The organism is Amycolatopsis mongoliensis (assembly GCF_030285665.1).
Taxonomy (GTDB): domain Bacteria; phylum Actinomycetota; class Actinomycetes; order Mycobacteriales; family Pseudonocardiaceae; genus Amycolatopsis; species Amycolatopsis mongoliensis.
The window spans coordinates 34,951-52,063 of the sequence record NZ_CP127295.1; the positions used below are offsets into that span (position 1 = coordinate 34,951).

The following is a 17,113-nucleotide window of genomic DNA, read 5'->3' on the forward strand; positions in this document are numbered from 1 at the left end:
AGTCCAGAACGTACGCCGTTCTGGACGAGATAGTCAAGAATGGGTAGCCTGACCCCATGGCGAGACCCCGGAGCTTCGACGAGGCAGCGGTCCTGCGCGCGGCCAGGGACCAGTTCTGGGAGCACGGTTACGCGGGCACGAAGGTCGACGACATCGCCGCCGCGACCGGCCTCGGCAAGGGCAGCCTCTACGGCGCCTTCGGGGACAAGCACGCGCTCTACCTGCGCGTCTACGACTACTACTGCACCGAATCGACCGATGGCGTGCGGCACCAGCTCGAAGGCCCCGACGACACGGCCCTCCGACGGCTCGGCGACCACGTGCGGGCCATCGCCGAGTCGGTCGCCGCCGACCGGGAGCGCCGCGGCTGCCTGATCGCGAAGGGCGCCGCCGAATGCGCGGAGCACGACGAGGCGGTCGCCGCGCGGACCCGGCGGGCGTTCCGCGACCTGCAGGACTACCTGACGGCGTGCATCGCGGGCGCGCAGCGCGCGGGCGACATCGACACCGGCCCGGACCCCGCCCACCTGGCCGGGCTCGTGCTCGCCGTCCTGCGCGGCCTCGAAGCGCTCGGCAAGGGCGGCGTCGAGCCGGACAGCATCCGCGCGATCGCCGAGACCGCGATCGCCGTGCTGCCCCGGCCGGTCAAGCCCTGACCCGTTGGGCCAACCGGTCTCAACTTCTTGACGGACCGGCCGGTTTGTGACGAAGATCTCGGGCACTCGCCGAAAGGCCGTTTTCGCATCGTGGAAAACGGAGGTCGCCCGTGTTCGTGCAGGATCTGACTCCCCTCGGTTCTCTTGGCCTGTCGGCGCTCGTCGCCGTGCTGCCCCTCGCCACCGTCCTCGTGCTCCTCGGCGCCGTCCGGATGCGGGCGCACCACGCCGCCCTGATCGGGCTGCTCGTCGCGCTCGTCGTCGGGATCGCCGCGTACGGCATGCCGGTCGTCCAGGCCGTCTCCGGCGCGTTGCAGGGCGCCGCGTTCGGGCTGTGGCCGATCATGTGGATCGTCGTCAACGCACTGTGGATCTACCGGCTCACCGTGCGGACCGGGCACTTCGACGTCCTGCGCCGCTCGTTCGGCCGGATCTCCGACGACCCGCGGATCCAGGCGCTGATCATCGCCTTCTGCTTCGGCGCGCTCATGGAGGCCCTCGCGGGCTTCGGCGCGCCGGTCGCGATCAGCGCCGTGATGCTGGTGGCCGTCGGTTTCCACCCGGTGAAGGCCGCGGTCGTCGCGCTGGTCGCGAACACCGCGCCGGTCGCGTTCGGCGCGATGGGCACGCCCGTCGTCACGCTCGCCCAGGTCACCGGCCTGCCGCTGCAGCAGGTCTCGTCGATCGTCGGCCGCCAGACGCCGCTGCTCGCCCTGGTCGTGCCGCTGCTGCTGGTGATCATCGTGGACGGCAAGCGCGGCCTGAAGGACACCTGGCTGCCCGCGCTGGTCTGCGGGGTCGCGTTCGGGCTCGTGCAGTTCCTCGCGTCCAACTTCGTCTCGCCGCAGCTGGCCGACATCGGCGCCGCGCTCGCCGGTGCCGCCGCGCTGGTCGCGCTCCCCCAGACCCGCCGTCCGGTGCCCGAAGCCGTCCGGATCGGCATGGGCGGGACGACGACGACAACCGAAGAAGCGCCGCCCGAGGACTCCCGCAACGACGTCCTCAAGGCCTACCTGCCGTACGCGCTGATCATCGTGATCTTCTCCCTGGCCGTGCTGCCGCCGATCAAGAAGCTGCTGGACAAGGCGACCTGGAAGTTCCACTGGCCGGGGCTGAACGTCGTCGGCCCGAACGGGAAACCGGTGTCCGGCAACACGTTCTCGCTGCCGTTCCTCAACACCGGCGGAACCTTGGTGCTCCTGGCCGGGATCCTGACGGCGGCGATCCTGGCCGTGTCGGCGAGCGGCACCGTGCAGGAATGGCTGGCGACGGTCAAGGAACTGCGGTTCGCCATCCTCACCGTCACCGGGGTGCTCGCGCTGGCCTACGTGATGAACCTGTCCGGCCAGACGTCGACGATCGGCACGTTCATCGCGGCCGCCGGCGCCGGCCTCGCGTTCCTGTCGCCGGTGCTGGGCTGGTTCGGCGTCGCCGTCTCGGGCTCGGACACGTCGGCGAACGCACTGTTCGGCGCGCTGCAGGTGACCGCGGCGAACAAGACGGGCCTGGCCGCGGACCTCCTGGCCGCAGCCAACAGCTCCGGTGGTGTCCTCGGCAAGATGGTCTCCCCGCAGAACCTCACGATCGCCTGCGTGGCGGCGAACCTGCCGGGCGAAGAGGGCAAGCTGCTGCGGAAGGTGCTGCCGTGGAGCCTGGGGCTGCTGCTGGTGATGTGCCTGATCGTGTTCGGGCAGAGCACCGCGGCGCTCAGCTGGATGCTGCCATGACCTGACGGCCGGCCACCCGCTTCGCGGAGCGGTTCCAGCTCCACCAGCCGTGCACGACGAGCCCGGCGAAGACGATGTAGATCGCGGCGGAGAAGTACAGCCCGGACGAGATCTGCAACGGCACGCCGATCGCGTCGACGACCAGCCAGACCAGCCAGAACTCGACGAGCCCCGCCCCCTGCGCACCGAAGGCGACGAGGGTGCCGACGAAGATGGCGGCGTCCGGCCACGGTGCCCAGGACGCGTCGAGCGCGTCGAGCACCAGGGCCATCACGGTGGTGCCGGCAACGAAGGCGCCGAGCATGGCGAGCCGTTCGACGAGCCGTCCCTGCCGCACGACGACGCCGAACACCGGGTCCTGGCGGCGGGTCCAGGCCCACCAGCCGTAGACGGAGATGGCGAGGATGGCGACCTGGCGGGCGGCGAGCCCGCCGAGGTGGGCCGAGGCGTAGACGGCGAACAGCAGCACGGTCGCGCCGACCTGCACGGGCCACGTCCACAGGGTGCGACGCTGCGCGAGGAACACGACGGCGAGCGCGAAGACTTGCCCGGCGAGCTCCGCGATCGAGATCCACTGACCGAGCACCGTGATTCCGTGGTGCAGCAGGAAATCCACCTGACGCCCCTTTCGTCCTACCGCATCAAACATGCGCCGGAGGGGGTGAATTCCCTAGAGACTGTGAGCCGCGGAACATCCCACCGCGTGGACGTCGTCGCCGAGGCGGAGCGTGCCGCCGCGGACGACCCGGGCCTGCACGCCGAACGTAACGCCGGCGGTGTCGGAGATCGTCTTGAGCACCCCGGGCGCGGCCGGCAGCCCGTCGCCCCAGCGTAAGCCGTGAATGGCTCATTGCGGGACTTGAAGTCCGTCAATGGGCCATTCACGGCTTCGGGGCCCGGCGGCGCGTCGGGGCCCGGCGGCTTCCTCGCCCGCCGGGCCCCTCCCGGTCCGCTCCGCTCAGAGCTGCGGGCGCGGGGTGCCCGCGGGCGGCGTCGGGGTGTTGTCCGCGCCGACCGTCGCGCGCGGCGGCGCGCTCGTGCCCATCTCGCCGGTGCGCTGCGCCGGCGTCTCCGCCATCTGCTGCTGCATGTTCGCGATCCAGCCGCGCCAGCGGTCCTGCGCCGGCTTGATCAGGCCGCCGCCGAAGCCGACCACGATCACGCCGCCGATCGTCGCCAGCACCGCGATCAGCACCGGGCCGGTGATCGCCGTCGCGATGTTCACCTGGCCGAGCGCCGCGATGATGCCGAACGCCATGATCAGCCAGTAGGCGCCGGTGGCCAGGTACCGGCCGGCCGGGCGGCCCGCCATCGCCGACGAAACGACGTCACGCACGACCTTCGCGATCGCCGCGGCGACCACGACGAGCACCAGTGCCACGACGATCCGCGGCAGGAACGCGATGATGTCGTTGAGCAGCTGGCTCACCGGGTTGGTCGGCCCGAAGACGCCGAACGCCAGCTGCAGCGCGATCAGCAGGATGAAGTAGTAGACCAGTTTCACGAGGATCCCGGTCGCGTCGATCTTCTGCTGGCCGACGGTGCCGGAAAGACCGGTCTTCTCGATCAGCTTCCCGAACCCGGCCTTTCCGAGGACGAGACTCAACCCTTTCGCGACGGCCTTCGCGATCAGCCAGCCGATCAGCAGGATGATCAGGAAACCGACGAGTTTCGGGACGAACGTGGCCACGAGATTCCACGCCTGCCCGAGCCCGTCCTTCAGTTGCTGGCCCATACCGACTCCCTCCAAGGGTTTGCGCCCGAATCGCCCACCCGCCGATTCGGGGTGGTGCCGCTTTGTGCACCGGATCGTTGATCAGGTACCCAGCGGCGGCAACTCGTGCGCCCCACGATCGAGTGAGACGACTGGCGCGCGAAGATCACCCGTGGCCATACTGGTTTCACCGGTGGGGACCGGGGAGACGAGGCCGTCCGGCGCAGCGTAAACCGCAAGCGCCGGGCGGCCTCGAGCATTGGGGGGAATACGCGTTCCGGCCCCCGGACACCGGAGGCGTCCGAGGGCCGGATGAACGATCGGCGAACTTCAGGCGGCGCGCAGGGCGTCGCGGAGTTTCACCTTCGCGCCGGTGCGCATGACCGCATTCCGGTAGATCCGCGCGGCCAGCCAGATCAACGCCGGAATCAGCAGCACCACCAGTCCCACCGACACCACGGCTTCCCAGACCGGCACCCCGCCCATGGCCAGCCGCATCGGCATCAATGTCGGCGAGAACACCGGAATCACCGAAAGCACTTCGACGAACGTGTTGCCCGGATCGCTCGGCAGCACGGAAATGCCGACCACGTATCCGGCGATCACCAGCATCAGCGCGGGCATCGTCGCGCCACCGACGTCTTCCTGGCGCGAAACCAGCGCCCCGAGCGCGGCGAACACGATCGAGTACATGAAGAACCCGAGCAGGTACCACACGATCAGCCACACGACGGTGCCGACGGCCGCCGAAACCGAGATCGTGAGCACGTTCGTGGCCAGTCCGGCCACCACCCCGCCGACCCCGATCACGACCATCTGGATCAGCCCGACCACGCCGATGCCGAGCACCTTCCCGGCCATCAGCTGCCACGGCTTGATCGTCGACAGCAGCAACTCGACCACGCGCGACGTCTTCTCCTCGACGACGCCCTGCGCGACGGTCTGGCCGTTGATCATCAGGGACATGTAGATCAGGATGCCCGCGATGATGCCCAGCACGAGCTGCTGGCCGTTGTAGTCGTACGGCTGCTCCAGCGGCGGGTCCTCGATGAACTTCGCGGACCCGACCGCGGCCTGGAACCGGGCCGGGTCGCCGCCGAGCCCGGTGATCTGCTGGGTGATCGCCACCTGCTGGGACAGCAGCTGCAGGACGTTGGCCAGCTTGCCGTCGAGGTCCTTCTTCACCTGGACGTGCACGGTCTTGCCGTCGCCGGTGAGCAGCGCGTCGATCGAGCCGTCGGCCAGCTTCGCGCGGCCGGCGGCCTCGTCGGCGACCTGGACGACGTCGATCTTCTCGCCGACCGTCTGCCCGCCGGCCCGCAGCGGTGCCGAGAGCGGGGCGGTCGCCGGCGTGTAGCCGACGGTCGAGTCGGCACCGCCCCCGCCCGAGATCAGCTTGATCAGCACGATGCCGACCACGATCAGGAGCAGCATGACGACGGTCGCGATGCGGAACGCCTTCGACTTCACCCGGGTGGTGATCTCCCGGGAGGCGACCAGGCCCACCGCGGCCGCCGGGCTCATCCGGACGTCCGGAACCGGGGTGCTCATGCGGGGACCTCCTGCGTGACGACGGAACGGAACAGTTCGGTCAGCGACGGCTGCTCGCGGGCGAACTCGTGCACCCGCCCGGTGGCCAGCGCCGCCTTGAGCACGACCTGGTCGTCGGCGCCGTCGCCCAGCTCGAGCTCGGTCACCGACCCCGTCCGGCCCAGCACCTTCACCCCGGGGAGGGCGTCGGCCCAGCCGTCGGCGGCGTCGGGCGCGTCGACGCGCAGCCGGACGGCGCCACCCGCGCGCAGCTCCTCGACGGTCCCCTTGGCGACCATCTGTCCACTCCGGACGATCCCGACCCGGTCGCAGAGCCGCTCCACCAGGTCGAGCTGGTGACTGGAGAACACCACCGGCACACCGTCGGCGGCCTTCTCCTTGAGCACCTGGCTCATCACGTCGACCGCGACCGGGTCGAGGCCGGAGAACGGCTCGTCGAGCACCAGGATCCGCGGTTCGTGCACCAGCGCCGCGGCGAGCTGGACGCGCTGCTGGTTGCCGAGGCTGAGCTTCTGCACCTCGTCGTCGCGGCGCCCGGCGACGCCGAGCCGTTCGGTCCACTTCTCCGCCGACGAGCGCGCGTCGGCCGCCGACATGCCGTGCAACCGGGCGAGGTAGGTCAGCTGCTCGGCCACCTTCATCTTCGGGTAGAGACCGCGTTCCTCGGGCATGTACCCGATTCGGCGCCGCGTTTCGTGCGTCACCGGTGCGCCGTCGTAGCGCACTTCGCCGGCGTCCGCGGAAAGCACGCCGAGCGCGATCCGCATGGTGGTGGTCTTGCCGGCACCGTTGCTGCCGACGAAGCCGAACAGCTCGCCCGGCCGCACGTCGAACGTCATTTCGTGCAAAGCGACCACGTCACCGAAGCGTTTTGAGACCTTGTCGATCTCCAAACCGGCCATTCCGGTTCCCCCGTTCATTCACTGGCTCCCCCCGCTCGCGATCCTAGGCAGTTCCTACACGCGCCGCATAGCACCGCGCGTTGCCGCCGGGGGCTGCGAAAGGTGCGGGCACGTAGGATCGCGTGCGCCATGGATGGAACCACCGCCCCGCGCCGGGTGCCGAAGCACCACGGGCTCTCCGCGAAGACGCTTCGGCGGCTGGAGCACGCCTCCGGCAGCCTGGCGAGCGCGAGCATCGCGGTGATGGAGCGGCGGCTGACCTGGTTCGCCCGGCTGCCCGCCGACCAGCGCGCGAGCGTCCTGATGATCACGCAGGCGGGCGCCGCGGGCTTCGTCGACTGGCTGCGGGACTCGAAGGAGGCACTGAAGCTGACGACCGAGGCGTTCCGCGACGCCCCGGCCGAGCTGTCCCGGTGGGTCAGCCTGCGCCAGGCGGTCGGCATGGTGCGCCTGGCCATCGAAGTCTTCGAAGAGAAGCTGCCGGAGTTCGCCGCGAACGAGGCGGAACGAGCGGCGCTGATCGAGGGAATCCTGCGCTACGGCCGGGAAATCGCGTTCGCGGCGGCGAACTCGTACGCGGCGGCGGCGGAGGCCCGCGGCGCGTGGGACGCCCGCCTGGAGGCGTTGGTCGTCGACGGGATCGTCCGTGGCGACGCGGAGGAGTCCGTGCTCTCGCGCGCGACGGCGCTGGGCTGGGAGCCGTCGGGGGCGGCGACGGTCCTGGTGGGCAATCCGCCGTCGGAGGACCCGCCGACGGTGGTTTTCGAGGTCCGCAGCCGGGCGGCCCGCGTCGGCCGCCCGGTGCTGCTGTCGGTCCAGGGCTCCCGGCTGGTGGTCGTGGTCGGCGGCCCGACCGAGGGCGGTGTGAAGGAGCGCGAGATCCTCACGCGGATGTCGGTGGCGTTCGCCGACGGCCCGGTGGTGGCCGGCCCGACGGTGCCGTCGCTGGCGGAGGCGCACCACAGCGCGACGGAGGCGTTGTCGGGGCTGCGGGCCGTGGTCGGCTGGCCGGGCGCGCCCCGCCCGGTCCGTTCGGCGGACCTGCTGCCGGAGCGCGCGCTGTCGGGCGACGCGGAGGCGGAACGCCTGCTGGTGGACACGATCGCGCGCCCGCTGGAGGAGGCCGGCCCCACGCTGCAGCGCACGGTGGAGGCGTACCTGGAGAGCGGCGGGGTGCTGGAGACGTGCGCGAAGACGCTGTTCGTCCACCCGAACACGGTCCGGTACCGGCTGCGGAAGGCAGCCGATCTGACGGGGCGCCAGGCGACGGACCCGCGGGACGCCCTGGTGCTGCGGATCGCGCTGGCGGTGGGCCGGCTGGCGAGGGCCCGCGGCCTCTGGTGACCCCGTCCCGAGACGGGCGTCACGTGATGGACTTAACAGCGAAAGGTGATTGAACCCGACAAGGCTTCCGGGTTACGCGCGAGCTTCTCCGGCGCGTCTTTGGAGGTTTCCGACAAAGACGCCGCACAGACACTGTGAGCGTCGGCATCACGCCGAAGCACCGTGAGCGTGTTGTCTTGAAGGGTGACAGCAGCAGTCCTCGCTCCCGGTCAGGGGTCCCAGGCCCCCGGCATGTTCACGCCCTGGCTCGACCTCGACGGCGCGCGCGAGCGTGTCGCGCTGTGGTCCGAGCGCGCGGGCCTCGACCTGCTCCGCCTCGGCACCGAGGCGGACGCCGACGAGATCCAGGACACCGCGGTCGCGCAGCCGTTGATCGTCGCGCTGTCGCTGCTCACCTTCGAACACCTCCAGGCCACCGCGCCGGTGCCCGCGGACGCGCCGGTCGCCGGGCACTCCGTCGGCGAGCTCGCCGCCGCCGCGATCGCCGGGGTGCTGAAGCCCGAAGACGCCGTCGCGCTCGCCGCCGTCCGGGGCGCCGAGATGGCGAAGGCGTGCGCGCTGGAACCGACGTCGATGGCCGCGGTCATGCTCGGGGACCCCGAGCAGGTCGTCGCGTGGCTCGAAGCACAGGGCCTGACCGCCGCGAACCGCAACGGAGCGGGGCAGATCGTCGCCTCCGGTGCCGCCGACGCCATCGCGAAGATCGTCGCCGAGCCCCTCGAAGGCACGAAGATCCGCGCCCTCAAGGTCGCCGGCGCGTTCCACACGCAGTACATGGCGCCCGCCGAAGAGGCGCTGCGCGCCCACGCCGCCGAGCTGACCCCGGCCGACCCGACCCGCCCGCTGCTGTCCAACGCGGACGGCGCGGTCGTCACCAGCGGGGCCGAGTACCTGGAGCGCCTCGTCGCGCAGGTCACCCGGTCGGTCCGCTGGGACCTGACGATGGACGGCCTGGTCTCCCTCGGCGTCACCCGCACCGTCGAACTCGCGCCCGCGGGCACGCTGACCGGCCTGGTCAAGCGGCAGCTCAAGGGCGTCGTCACCACTACCACCGCGCTGAAGACGCCGGCCGAGCTGGCGGCGCTGCGCCAGGAGGACGCCTCGTGACCGACCGACCCGCCCTGAGCCTCAACCCCGGCTCCCGCGGCAGCCGCGTGCTGGGCATCGGCAGCGCGCAGCCGGACAAGATCGTCACCAACGACGACCTTTCGCAGCTCATGGAGACCAACGACCAGTGGATCCGTGACCGCGTCGGGATCATCGAGCGCCGGTTCGCCGAGAAGGACGAGTCGCTCACCGACTTCGCCGTCGCCGCGGGCACCGCCGCGCTGGCCGACGCCGGCGTCGACCCGTCCGAAGTGGACACGGTGATCCTGCCGAACTGCACCATGCCGACGCTGATCCCGAACGCCGCCGCCCAGGTGGCCGCGCGGATCGGCATCCCGAGCCCCGGCGCGTTCGACCTCAACGCCGCGTGCGCCGGGTTCTGCTACGGCCTCGGCGTCGCCTCCGACCTCATCCGGGCCGGCTCGGCGAAGAAGGTCCTCGTCATCGGCGCGGAGAAGCTCACCGACTCGGTCGACCCGGTCGACCGGGCCAACGCGATCATCTTCGCCGACGGCGCGGGCGCCGCGGTCGTCGGCGCGGCCGACGAGCCGGGGATCGGCCCGGTCACCTGGGGCAGCGCGGGCGACCTGGTCGACCTGATCTACATGCGCGACGACAAGTACATCTACCAGGAGGGCCAGTCGGTCTTCCGGTGGGCGACCACGAAGATCGCGCCGATCGCGATGCAGGCGCTCGACGCCGCCGGGCTCAAGCCGTCCGATGTGGACGTGCTGATCCCGCACCAGGCGAACCTGCGCATCGTCGAGGCGATCGCGAAGAAGCTGCGGGCCAACGGCGCCCGCGAAGACATGGTCGTCGCCGACGACATCAAGTACTCCGGCAACACCTCGTCGGCGTCCATCCCCCTCGCGCTGGACCACATGCGCAAGGCCGGGACGGCGAAGCCGGGCGACGTCGTGCTGGCGGTCGGGTTCGGCGCGGGCCTGTCCTACGCCGGGCAGGCGTTCGTCTGCCCCTGATCACCGTTACGCTCCCCGCGGGCACTCGCCCGAGGGCATCCAGACCCAAGAAACACCGAGAAGGGAACAACCCCATGGCTGACAACGCTGAGATCCTCGCCGGCCTCGCCGAGATCGTCGAAGAGGTGGCCGGTGTGGCTCAGGACGACGTCACCGCCGAGAAGTCGTTCGTGGACGACCTGGACATCGACTCGCTGTCGATGGTCGAGATCGCCGTGCAGGCCGAGGACAAGTTCGGCGTCAAGATCCCGGACGACGAGCTCGCCAACCTGAAGACCGTGGGCGACGCCGTGAACTACGTGTCGGCCAACTCCAAGTAAGTCTGTTCCCTCCTTGAGGAGACTCCCATGAGCAACATCGACGTCGTGATCACCGGTCTCGGCGCCACCACACCGCTCGGCGGGGACGTGACGTCCACCTGGGACGGTCTGCTGGCCGGGCGGAGCGGGATCCGGACGATCGAGGCCGACTGGGTCGAGGAGCTGCAGCTGCCGGTCAAGATCGGCGGCATGCTGGCCGTCGATCCGTCGGAGGTCCTTCCGCGGGTGCAGGCCCGCCGGCTGGACCGCTGCGAGCAGGTCGCACTGATCGCCGCCCGCCAGGCGTGGGCCGACGCCGGGTACTCGGAACCGACGGACGAGCACACGGACGTCGACCCCGACCGCCTCGGCGTGTCGATCGGCACCGGCGTCGGCGGCCCGGTCACCCTGCTCACCCAGAACGATCTGTTGCACCAGCAGGGTCTCCGCAAGGTGTCGCCGCTGACCGTGCCGATGCTGATGCCGAACGGCCCGGCCGCGCACGTGGGCATCGACCTGAAGGCGCGGGCCGGGGTGCACTCCCCGGCCTCGGCCTGCGCTTCCGGTGCCGAGGGCATCGCGAGCGGGGTGGAGATGATCCGCTCCGGCCGCGCCGACGTCGTGGTCGCCGGGGGCGCCGAAGCGTGCATCCACCCGATCACGCTGGCCGGGTTCGCCCAGGCCCGCACGGTGTCCACGCGCAACGACGACCCGGCGAGCGCGTCACGTCCGTTCGACGCGAGCCGCGACGGCTTCGTCCTCGGCGAAGGCTCCGGCGTGGTCATCCTGGAGCGCGCCGACCTGGCGAAGGCGCGTGGGGCACGGATCTACGCGACGATCGCCGGGCACGGCATCACCTCGGACGCCTACCACATCACGGGCAACCACCCCGAGGGCATCGGCCAGATCGCCGCGATGCGCGCGGCGATGAAGATGGCCGGCGTGACCGCCGCGGACGTCGGGCACGTGAACGCCCACGCGACGTCCACTGTGGTCGGTGACATCGGCGAGGCGGCGGCGATCCGCAACGCGGTCGGGGAACACCCGGTCGTGACGGCGCCGAAGGGCGCGCTGGGCCACCTCGTCGGCGGTGCCGGCGCGGTCGAGGGGATCATCACGATCCTGTCGATCTACCACGGCATCGTGCCGGCCACCCTGAACCTGACCGACCTGGACCCGCGGGTGCAGCTGGACGTCGTGTCGGGCGAGGCCCGCAAGGTCGAGCTGACCGCGGCGATCAGCAACTCGTTCGGCTTCGGCGGGCACAACACCGCGCTGCTGTTCACCCCGGCCGCCTGAGTTCGTAGCGACGAAAAAAGGGGCCCGGCTTCGGCCGGGCCCCTTTTTCAGCATTTTTCGTGCTCGGGCGGCGGCCCGTTGTCGACGGCGTCGATCTTCAACCCGCTCCGCTCGGCGATCACCGGCAGCACCAGGCGCCACTTGATGCAGGTTTCCGGGAAGAAGTCCGGGGCGTCGGCTTTCTCCTGCCTGCTGGTGAAGCCGACGAGGACCCGCAGCGACGCGTTGGCGCCGCGCTCGATCCGGTAGACCAGCGCGTTGGAGTCCGTTGTGGACCTGACGCCCTTCCGCCAGTCGGCGAGCGGCTGACGCGCGATCCGTTCGCTGCTGACGGTCGTCGTCCACTGCTGGTACTGCTTGGCGTTGATGGCCGCGAAGTACGTTTCGAGGAGCGCGTGCACGGCTTCGGCCTGCGGGTGCGCGTTCGCGTCGTCGGTCATCTCGACGAGGCCCGCCGATGCGCCGCCGGTGGCCGACGACGGCGGAGCCGTCGAGACGGTGGTCTCGTCGGCCGGCTGGTCGGGACGGCGGTAGACCTCGCGCGCGAGCAGGCCGGCGCCCACGGTCACGGAGAGCACCACGACCACGACGGGCACCAGCCAGCGCTGGCGGGAGCTGGGGGCGGGGGTGGTCACGCCGCAAAGCGTACCGGCACCCCCTCCCGCGGCTAGCCGACCTGGTGCAGCCAGGTCACCGGCGCGCCGTCGCCGGCGTGGCGGTAGGGCTCGAGCGCCTCGTCCCAGCTCGCGGCGAGGAGTTCGTCGAGCTTGTGCGCGAGCGACTCACCCCCGCGGGTCATGGCCACGAGGGCGCGCAGCTGGTCTTCGCCCACCACGATGTCGCCGTTGGCGCTGGTCCGCCCGTGCCACAGGCCGAGGCCGGGCGCGAAGCAGAACCGTTCGCCGTCGACGCCCGCGCTGGGCTCTTCGGTGACCTCGAACCGAATCATCGGCCACGCCTTGAGGGCGGACGCCAGTCTGGCGCCGCTGCCCGCGGGCGCGCGCCAGCCGCACTCGGCGCGAAGCTGACCCGGGCTGGCCGGCTGCGCCGTCCACTTCAGGTTAACGCGGGCACCCAGGGTGCCCGAAATGGCCCACTCGACGTGCGGACATACCGCAGACGGCGACGAGTGGACGTACACCACACCTCGGGTGCTGCCACGGGTGCTCACTGCTACCTCCGCTTGTTGCTCGACGAGGGACGTCTTCCCCTACGCCCTACTTCGAGCTGCAGCGCGGCCTCAGTGCGGCTCCCGAATGCCGCCTCCGATGCGTTGTAGCACATTCTGCACCCCAACCGTGCTGTTTGGCCACATGAACACCACAAGTCACCCAGGGCCCCACTTTCGGTGGGCTCGCGGCCGCGTCGTCCCCGTGTCGCACGATGGATACCACCGCGCGCGCTAGCGTGATGGACCGGAACGACGAGCAGGGAGGGGTTTCGGTGCGACTGGTGCGCCTGGAGCGGCAGCAGTCCCGGGTGGCCGACGACGTCCGGGCGGCGCTGGCATCCCTCGGCCGTGGCAGCACCGTCATCGGCGGGATCGCGCTGGTGGGCGTCGGCTCGGTGACCGAGCGCCCGATCGAGGCGGTGGTCCTGCTGCCCCACGGCGTGATCATCGTGATCGGCGTGGACCTCCCGGACCCGGCGCTGCGGCTGGAAGCCCCGCTGGGAGCGGAGTGGAAGGCCGACGGCTGGCCCCTGGTCGCCGACGACGACGCGATCAACCCGGCGACGGAAGCATTGGACGTCTCCCAGGCGTGCGAGCGGCGGATCGCTTCGCTGGTGCCGGGGACGGGCCCGGTGGGGACGATCGTCGCGGTAGGACCGTACGTGGAGACGGTCGACCAGCCGGCCGGGGACCTGGCGGGCCCGGTCCGGGTCCTGCACCCGACACCGACGACGATGCTGGCGGCGACGGTGTCGCTGGCGACGGCCCACCGGCCCCGGTCGGTGGACCAGGTGCGGGCGCTGATCCGCGGGCTGGCCCCGGAGGCACCGGAGTTTTCGGACGAGGTGCTGCTGGGCGAGGGGTTCAGCCGGTTCACCGACGACTCGCCGCCGGAGTCCCTTTGGGACAGTGGCCCGGCGGTGCCGAGTCAGGGCGGAGCGGCTGCCGCGGGTGTGGCTGCCGCGGGCGGAGCCGGGTGGCAGAGCAGAACTCCGGTTCCGGCCGGGCCCGAGCCCGTGCCCGCCGAGGACCCGGAGCCGGCGTCGGCTTTTGCCGAAAACTCGGATTCCGCAGCCGTCTCCACCGAAGATCCGGAATCCGCCGAACTCGCGGCCGTCTCCCTCGAGAACTCAGAGCCCGCCGAACCGACGGCCACCTCTACCGAGGACCCAGAGCCCGAAAACACGGCCGCCGCCACCGAGAACTCAGAACCCGGCGAACCCGCGGCCGCCCCCACCGAGAACCCCGAACCCACGGCCACCTCCGCTGACGGCGAGCACCCGGAGCCCGGCGCCGGGTCGCGAGCTGCCGAGCCCGTGCCCGAAGCGGATCTCGCCGTCTCCTCGCCGCACTCCGGCGACGGAGCATCGGCTCTCCCCCCGGATTCCGAGCGCACCGAAGTACTCCCGGTTCCCGCGCAAGAAGACTCCCGCGCCCTCCCGCTGTTCCCCGGCGCGGCCGCGCCACCGCCGCTTCCGGGTTCCGCCCGGACGGGCGACGATTCTTCGCTCGCGGACGACACCGAACGCACCGAGAACCTCGGCTTCCCAGCCGCGCCCGGCCGAACCGGCCCGCGCCCCGCCGAGCCCGGCGCCGCCGCACTCGGACAAGCCCCGCAGTCGCCGAAGCCCGAGCGAAGCGCTCCTCGTGCCGTCACGCTCGACCAAACCAGTCTGCTGCTCCCCGAACCCGCGACCGCCGGCCGGCCGCAGCCCTTCCCCACCCCACGGCCGGCTCCCCGCCAAGCCGCCTCGACCTCGAAGACCGTCCGCTGGCTGCCCCTCGCGGCGATCGGTCTCCTGATCGCCCTGGTCGTCGCCGCCATCGCCGTCGCCACCTCCGGGGACGACACCGCCGCCGCTCCCACCGGGCCGCCCACCCCGGCGACCCAGCCGCCGCCCTCGAGCACCACCGCGCCCGCGCAGAGCCTCCAGTTCGCCCTGCGCGCCGCCGATCGCGACCAGCGGTGTGCTTCCCACGCCTTCGGGGACGCCCAGGCCAGCCTGCAGCAGACCAGCTGCTCCGGCGTCCGGCGCGCGTCCTACGCCGCCACCGTCGACGGCCGGGCCGCCGCCGTCACCGTCGGGATCGTCGAGTTCCCCGATGCCGCTCAGGCCGCCGCCTTCAAGGCCGTCGCCGACACCCCCGGCGGGGGCGGGATCCTCGACCTCGCCTCCGAGACCGGGAAGTGGGGCGCCACCCCGCCGCCGCAGTTCGAGAACGCCGCCTACACCTCCCGGGCCGAAGGCACCTCCGTGCGGATCGTCCAGGCGGTCTGGGCGCCGGGACCGTCCACTCCGGACGACCCCGGCCTGGCCCGGGCCGCGAAAGCCGCCCTGGACCTGCCCGCCCAGTGACGGGGCCCGCTCGGTGACTAGAGCCCGTAGGCCTCCAGCAGCCGCAGCCACACCTCGCTGATCGTCGGGAACGACGGCACCGCGTGCCACAGCCGGTCGAGCGGCACCTCGCCGACGATCGCGACCGTCGCCGAGTGCACCAGCTCCGAGACGTCCTGGCCGACGAACGTCACGCCGAGCAGGACGTTCCGCTCGGTGTCGACGACGATCCGGGCCTTGCCGGTGTAGCCGTCGGCGTGCAGCGACGAGCCCGCCACCGCGATGTCGATGTCGACGACCCGGTCGGCCGAACCGGGCCGCGCGTCCGCCAGGCCGACGGCCGCGACCTCCGGGTCGGTGAACACCACCTGCGGCACCGCGTGGTGGTCGGCCGTCGCGGTGAACCGGCTCCACGGCTCCGAAGACACCGGCGTCCCCGCGGCCAGCGCCGCCACCGTGTCACCGGCCGCGCGGGCGCCGTACTTGCCCTGGTGGGTCAGCGGGGCGCGGCCGGTGACGTCGCCCGCCGCGAACAGCCAGCCTCCGTCCACTGCGGACACCCGGCCGGTGTCGTCGGTCTCCAGCGCGCGGCCGGCCTCGACCCCGAACGCGTCGAGGCCGAGCCCGGCGGTCGCGGGACGGCGCCCGGTCGCCACCAGGAACTCGTCGACGACGATCGTCTCGCCGTCCTTCAGCGTCAGCTCGGTCCCGGAGGCACCCGCGGCGACCCGCTCGACCCCGGACTCCGTGTGCACGTATGCGCCGGCTTCGCGCAGCCCGTGCAGCACGAGGTCGCCGGCGAACGCGGCGTTGCGCGGCAGCGGCCGCTCGCCGGTGATCACCAGGTGCACCTCCGAGCCCAGCGACGCGAACGCCTGCGCCATCTCGACGCCGACCACGCCGCCGCCGAGGATGCCCAGCCGGGCCGGCACGGACTCCGCCGACGTCGCTTCCCGCGAGCCCCACGGCCGGATCGTGTCGAGCCCGGGGATCGACGGCGTGTGCGGCACGCTGCCGGTGCACACGATCACCGCGTGCCGCGCGGTCAGCACGCGGTCGCCGTCCAGGGTCACTTCCCGCTCACCGGTGATCTCGCCGTGCCCGCGGATCGGCTCGACGCCCACCCCGCGGGCCCACTCGACCTGCCCCGAGTCGTCGCCCTTGCCGGTGAACCAGTCACGGCGCGCGAACACCGCCGCGGGGTCGAGCCGGTCGCCGACCGGCACACCGGGGATCCGCTTGGCCGCGGCGAGGAGGTTTCCCGGCCGCAGCAACGCCTTGCTGGGGATGCAAGCCCAGTAGGAGCACTCGCCGCCGAAGCGCTCGTGCTCGACGAGGGCGACCTTCAGGCCCCCGCGGGCCGCTCGTTCGGCGGCCACCTCCCCCACCGGACCCGCGCCGATCACCACTACGTCAAAAGTCTGTCCAGACATGGCTTCAGCGCACACCACCACGCGGGATCACGCAAGCCAGCGGTTATCCTCGTCTTCGAAGCTGCAAGACATCGGCGGCCCGGGTGCCGTCGGCCCCGGTGCGCGCGAATACCACGTTCGAGCACGGGAGGTTTGTCGTGGCCAAGAACACGGCTGTGCAGGTCCTGGATGATCTCACCGGCGAGCCCGCCGCCGAGACCGTCGGGTTCGGGCTCGACGGCATCGACTACGACATCGACCTCTCCTTCGCCAACGCCGACGCCCTGCGCGAACTGCTGCAGCGCTACGCCGACGCCGGTCGCCGCACCGGCGGCCGCAAGCGCCGGCCGCGGATCGTCCCGGGCGCGAAGAGGCCGCGCGCGAAGGCGGTCGCCGGTCGCCGGACGGCCACGGCCGCGGCGCCGAAGACCACGGCCAAGACGAAGGCCGCCCCGGTGAAGGCCGAGCCCGCGAAGACCCCGCGCACCCGGAAGGCGGCGGAGCCCAAGAAGACCACGCGGGCGACGGCGAAGAAGGTGCCGGGCGTCACGTTCTCCGCGGCGGAGCACCCGTAGGTCCACAGTAGACACGAGGTCCGTGAAGGCCTCCTTCCCG

16 protein-coding genes are annotated in these 17,113 nt (G+C 71.7%); 9 read left to right on the top strand and 7 right to left on the bottom strand.

Annotated features, from left to right (window positions below):
• The first annotated feature begins 56 nt into the window (after nucleotides 1–56).
• Both QRX60_RS00140 and QRX60_RS00145 read left to right on the top strand, forming a co-directional pair.
• A complete protein-coding gene (locus QRX60_RS00140; RefSeq protein ID WP_285998749.1) occupies nucleotides 57–656 on the top strand; it encodes a TetR/AcrR family transcriptional regulator in 600 nt (199 codons plus the stop codon).
• A gap of 110 nt (nucleotides 657–766) precedes the next feature.
• Nucleotides 767–2,383 (top strand): L-lactate permease, encoded by a 1,617-nt coding sequence (locus tag QRX60_RS00145; RefSeq protein WP_285998750.1) that lies wholly within the window; start codon nucleotides 767–769, stop codon nucleotides 2,381–2,383.
• On the opposite strand, the gene QRX60_RS00150 is transcribed toward QRX60_RS00145, so the two are convergent.
• From QRX60_RS00150 to QRX60_RS00165, 4 genes are all read right to left on the bottom strand, one after another.
• A complete protein-coding gene (locus tag QRX60_RS00150; RefSeq protein WP_285998751.1) occupies nucleotides 2,364–2,999 on the bottom strand; it encodes a nicotinamide mononucleotide transporter family protein in 636 nt (211 codons plus the stop codon). The genes QRX60_RS00145 and QRX60_RS00150 overlap by 20 nt on opposite strands.
• A gap of 342 nt (nucleotides 3,000–3,341) precedes the next feature.
• A complete protein-coding gene (locus QRX60_RS00155) occupies nucleotides 3,342–4,118 on the bottom strand; it encodes a mechanosensitive ion channel family protein (protein WP_285998752.1) in 777 nt (258 codons plus the stop codon).
• A gap of 309 nt (nucleotides 4,119–4,427) precedes the next feature.
• The gene (locus QRX60_RS00160; protein ID WP_285998753.1) at nucleotides 4,428–5,648 is read right to left on the bottom strand and encodes an ABC transporter permease; all 1,221 of its coding nucleotides are present in this window, start codon (nucleotides 5,646–5,648) and stop codon (nucleotides 4,428–4,430) included.
• Complete coding sequence (locus QRX60_RS00165; protein WP_286003461.1) at nucleotides 5,645–6,550, bottom strand: ABC transporter ATP-binding protein; 906 nt, start codon at nucleotides 6,548–6,550, stop codon at nucleotides 5,645–5,647. The genes QRX60_RS00160 and QRX60_RS00165 overlap by 4 nt, the downstream gene beginning before the upstream one ends.
• Before the next feature lie 129 nt (nucleotides 6,551–6,679).
• On the opposite strand from QRX60_RS00165, the gene QRX60_RS00170 reads away from it, so the two are divergent.
• From QRX60_RS00170 to QRX60_RS00190, 5 genes are all read left to right on the top strand, one after another.
• On the top strand, nucleotides 6,680–7,894 hold the full coding sequence (locus QRX60_RS00170; RefSeq protein ID WP_285998754.1) for a PucR family transcriptional regulator: 1,215 nt from the start codon (nucleotides 6,680–6,682) through the stop codon (nucleotides 7,892–7,894).
• Between the two features lie 183 nt (nucleotides 7,895–8,077).
• Nucleotides 8,078–9,001, top strand: coding sequence for an ACP S-malonyltransferase (locus QRX60_RS00175; RefSeq protein ID WP_285998755.1), 924 nt, complete (start codon nucleotides 8,078–8,080; stop codon nucleotides 8,999–9,001).
• Nucleotides 8,998–9,981, top strand: a complete 984-nt coding sequence (locus tag QRX60_RS00180) for a beta-ketoacyl-ACP synthase 3 (RefSeq protein ID WP_285998756.1) — start codon at nucleotides 8,998–9,000, stop codon at nucleotides 9,979–9,981. The genes QRX60_RS00175 and QRX60_RS00180 overlap by 4 nt, the downstream gene beginning before the upstream one ends.
• Before the next feature lie 74 nt (nucleotides 9,982–10,055).
• Nucleotides 10,056–10,301: an acyl carrier protein gene (locus QRX60_RS00185; RefSeq protein WP_004559006.1), complete on the top strand. Its 246-nt coding sequence runs from the start codon at nucleotides 10,056–10,058 to the stop codon at nucleotides 10,299–10,301.
• 27 nt (nucleotides 10,302–10,328) lie between these two features.
• Complete coding sequence (locus QRX60_RS00190; RefSeq protein ID WP_285998757.1) at nucleotides 10,329–11,579, top strand: beta-ketoacyl-[acyl-carrier-protein] synthase family protein; 1,251 nt, start codon at nucleotides 10,329–10,331, stop codon at nucleotides 11,577–11,579.
• Between the two features lie 47 nt (nucleotides 11,580–11,626).
• On the opposite strand, the gene QRX60_RS00195 is transcribed toward QRX60_RS00190, so the two are convergent.
• Nucleotides 11,627–12,214, bottom strand: a complete 588-nt coding sequence (locus tag QRX60_RS00195) for a hypothetical protein (RefSeq protein ID WP_285998758.1) — start codon at nucleotides 12,212–12,214, stop codon at nucleotides 11,627–11,629.
• Nucleotides 12,215–12,246: 32 nt separating this feature from the next.
• Nucleotides 12,247–12,750, bottom strand: a complete 504-nt coding sequence (locus QRX60_RS00200; RefSeq protein WP_285998759.1) for a DUF3145 domain-containing protein — start codon at nucleotides 12,748–12,750, stop codon at nucleotides 12,247–12,249.
• Between the two features lie 272 nt (nucleotides 12,751–13,022).
• Here QRX60_RS00200 and QRX60_RS00205 point away from each other — a divergent pair, with 272 nt between their 5' ends.
• Nucleotides 13,023–15,107 carry a hypothetical protein gene (locus QRX60_RS00205; RefSeq protein WP_285998760.1) on the top strand — a complete coding sequence of 695 codons (2,085 nt, stop codon included), beginning with the start codon at nucleotides 13,023–13,025 and terminating at the stop codon, nucleotides 15,105–15,107.
• Between the two features lie 17 nt (nucleotides 15,108–15,124).
• Here the strand turns inward: QRX60_RS00205 and QRX60_RS00210 are convergent, their stop codons facing one another.
• Complete coding sequence (locus tag QRX60_RS00210) at nucleotides 15,125–16,519, bottom strand: dihydrolipoyl dehydrogenase family protein (protein WP_285998761.1); 1,395 nt, start codon at nucleotides 16,517–16,519, stop codon at nucleotides 15,125–15,127.
• A gap of 137 nt (nucleotides 16,520–16,656) precedes the next feature.
• Between QRX60_RS00210 and QRX60_RS00215 the strand changes: the two genes are divergently transcribed.
• Entirely contained in the window at nucleotides 16,657–17,073 is a 417-nt protein-coding gene (locus QRX60_RS00215) for an Lsr2 dimerization domain-containing protein (RefSeq protein ID WP_285998762.1), read from the top strand.
• Nucleotides 17,074–17,113: the final 40 nt, after the last annotated feature.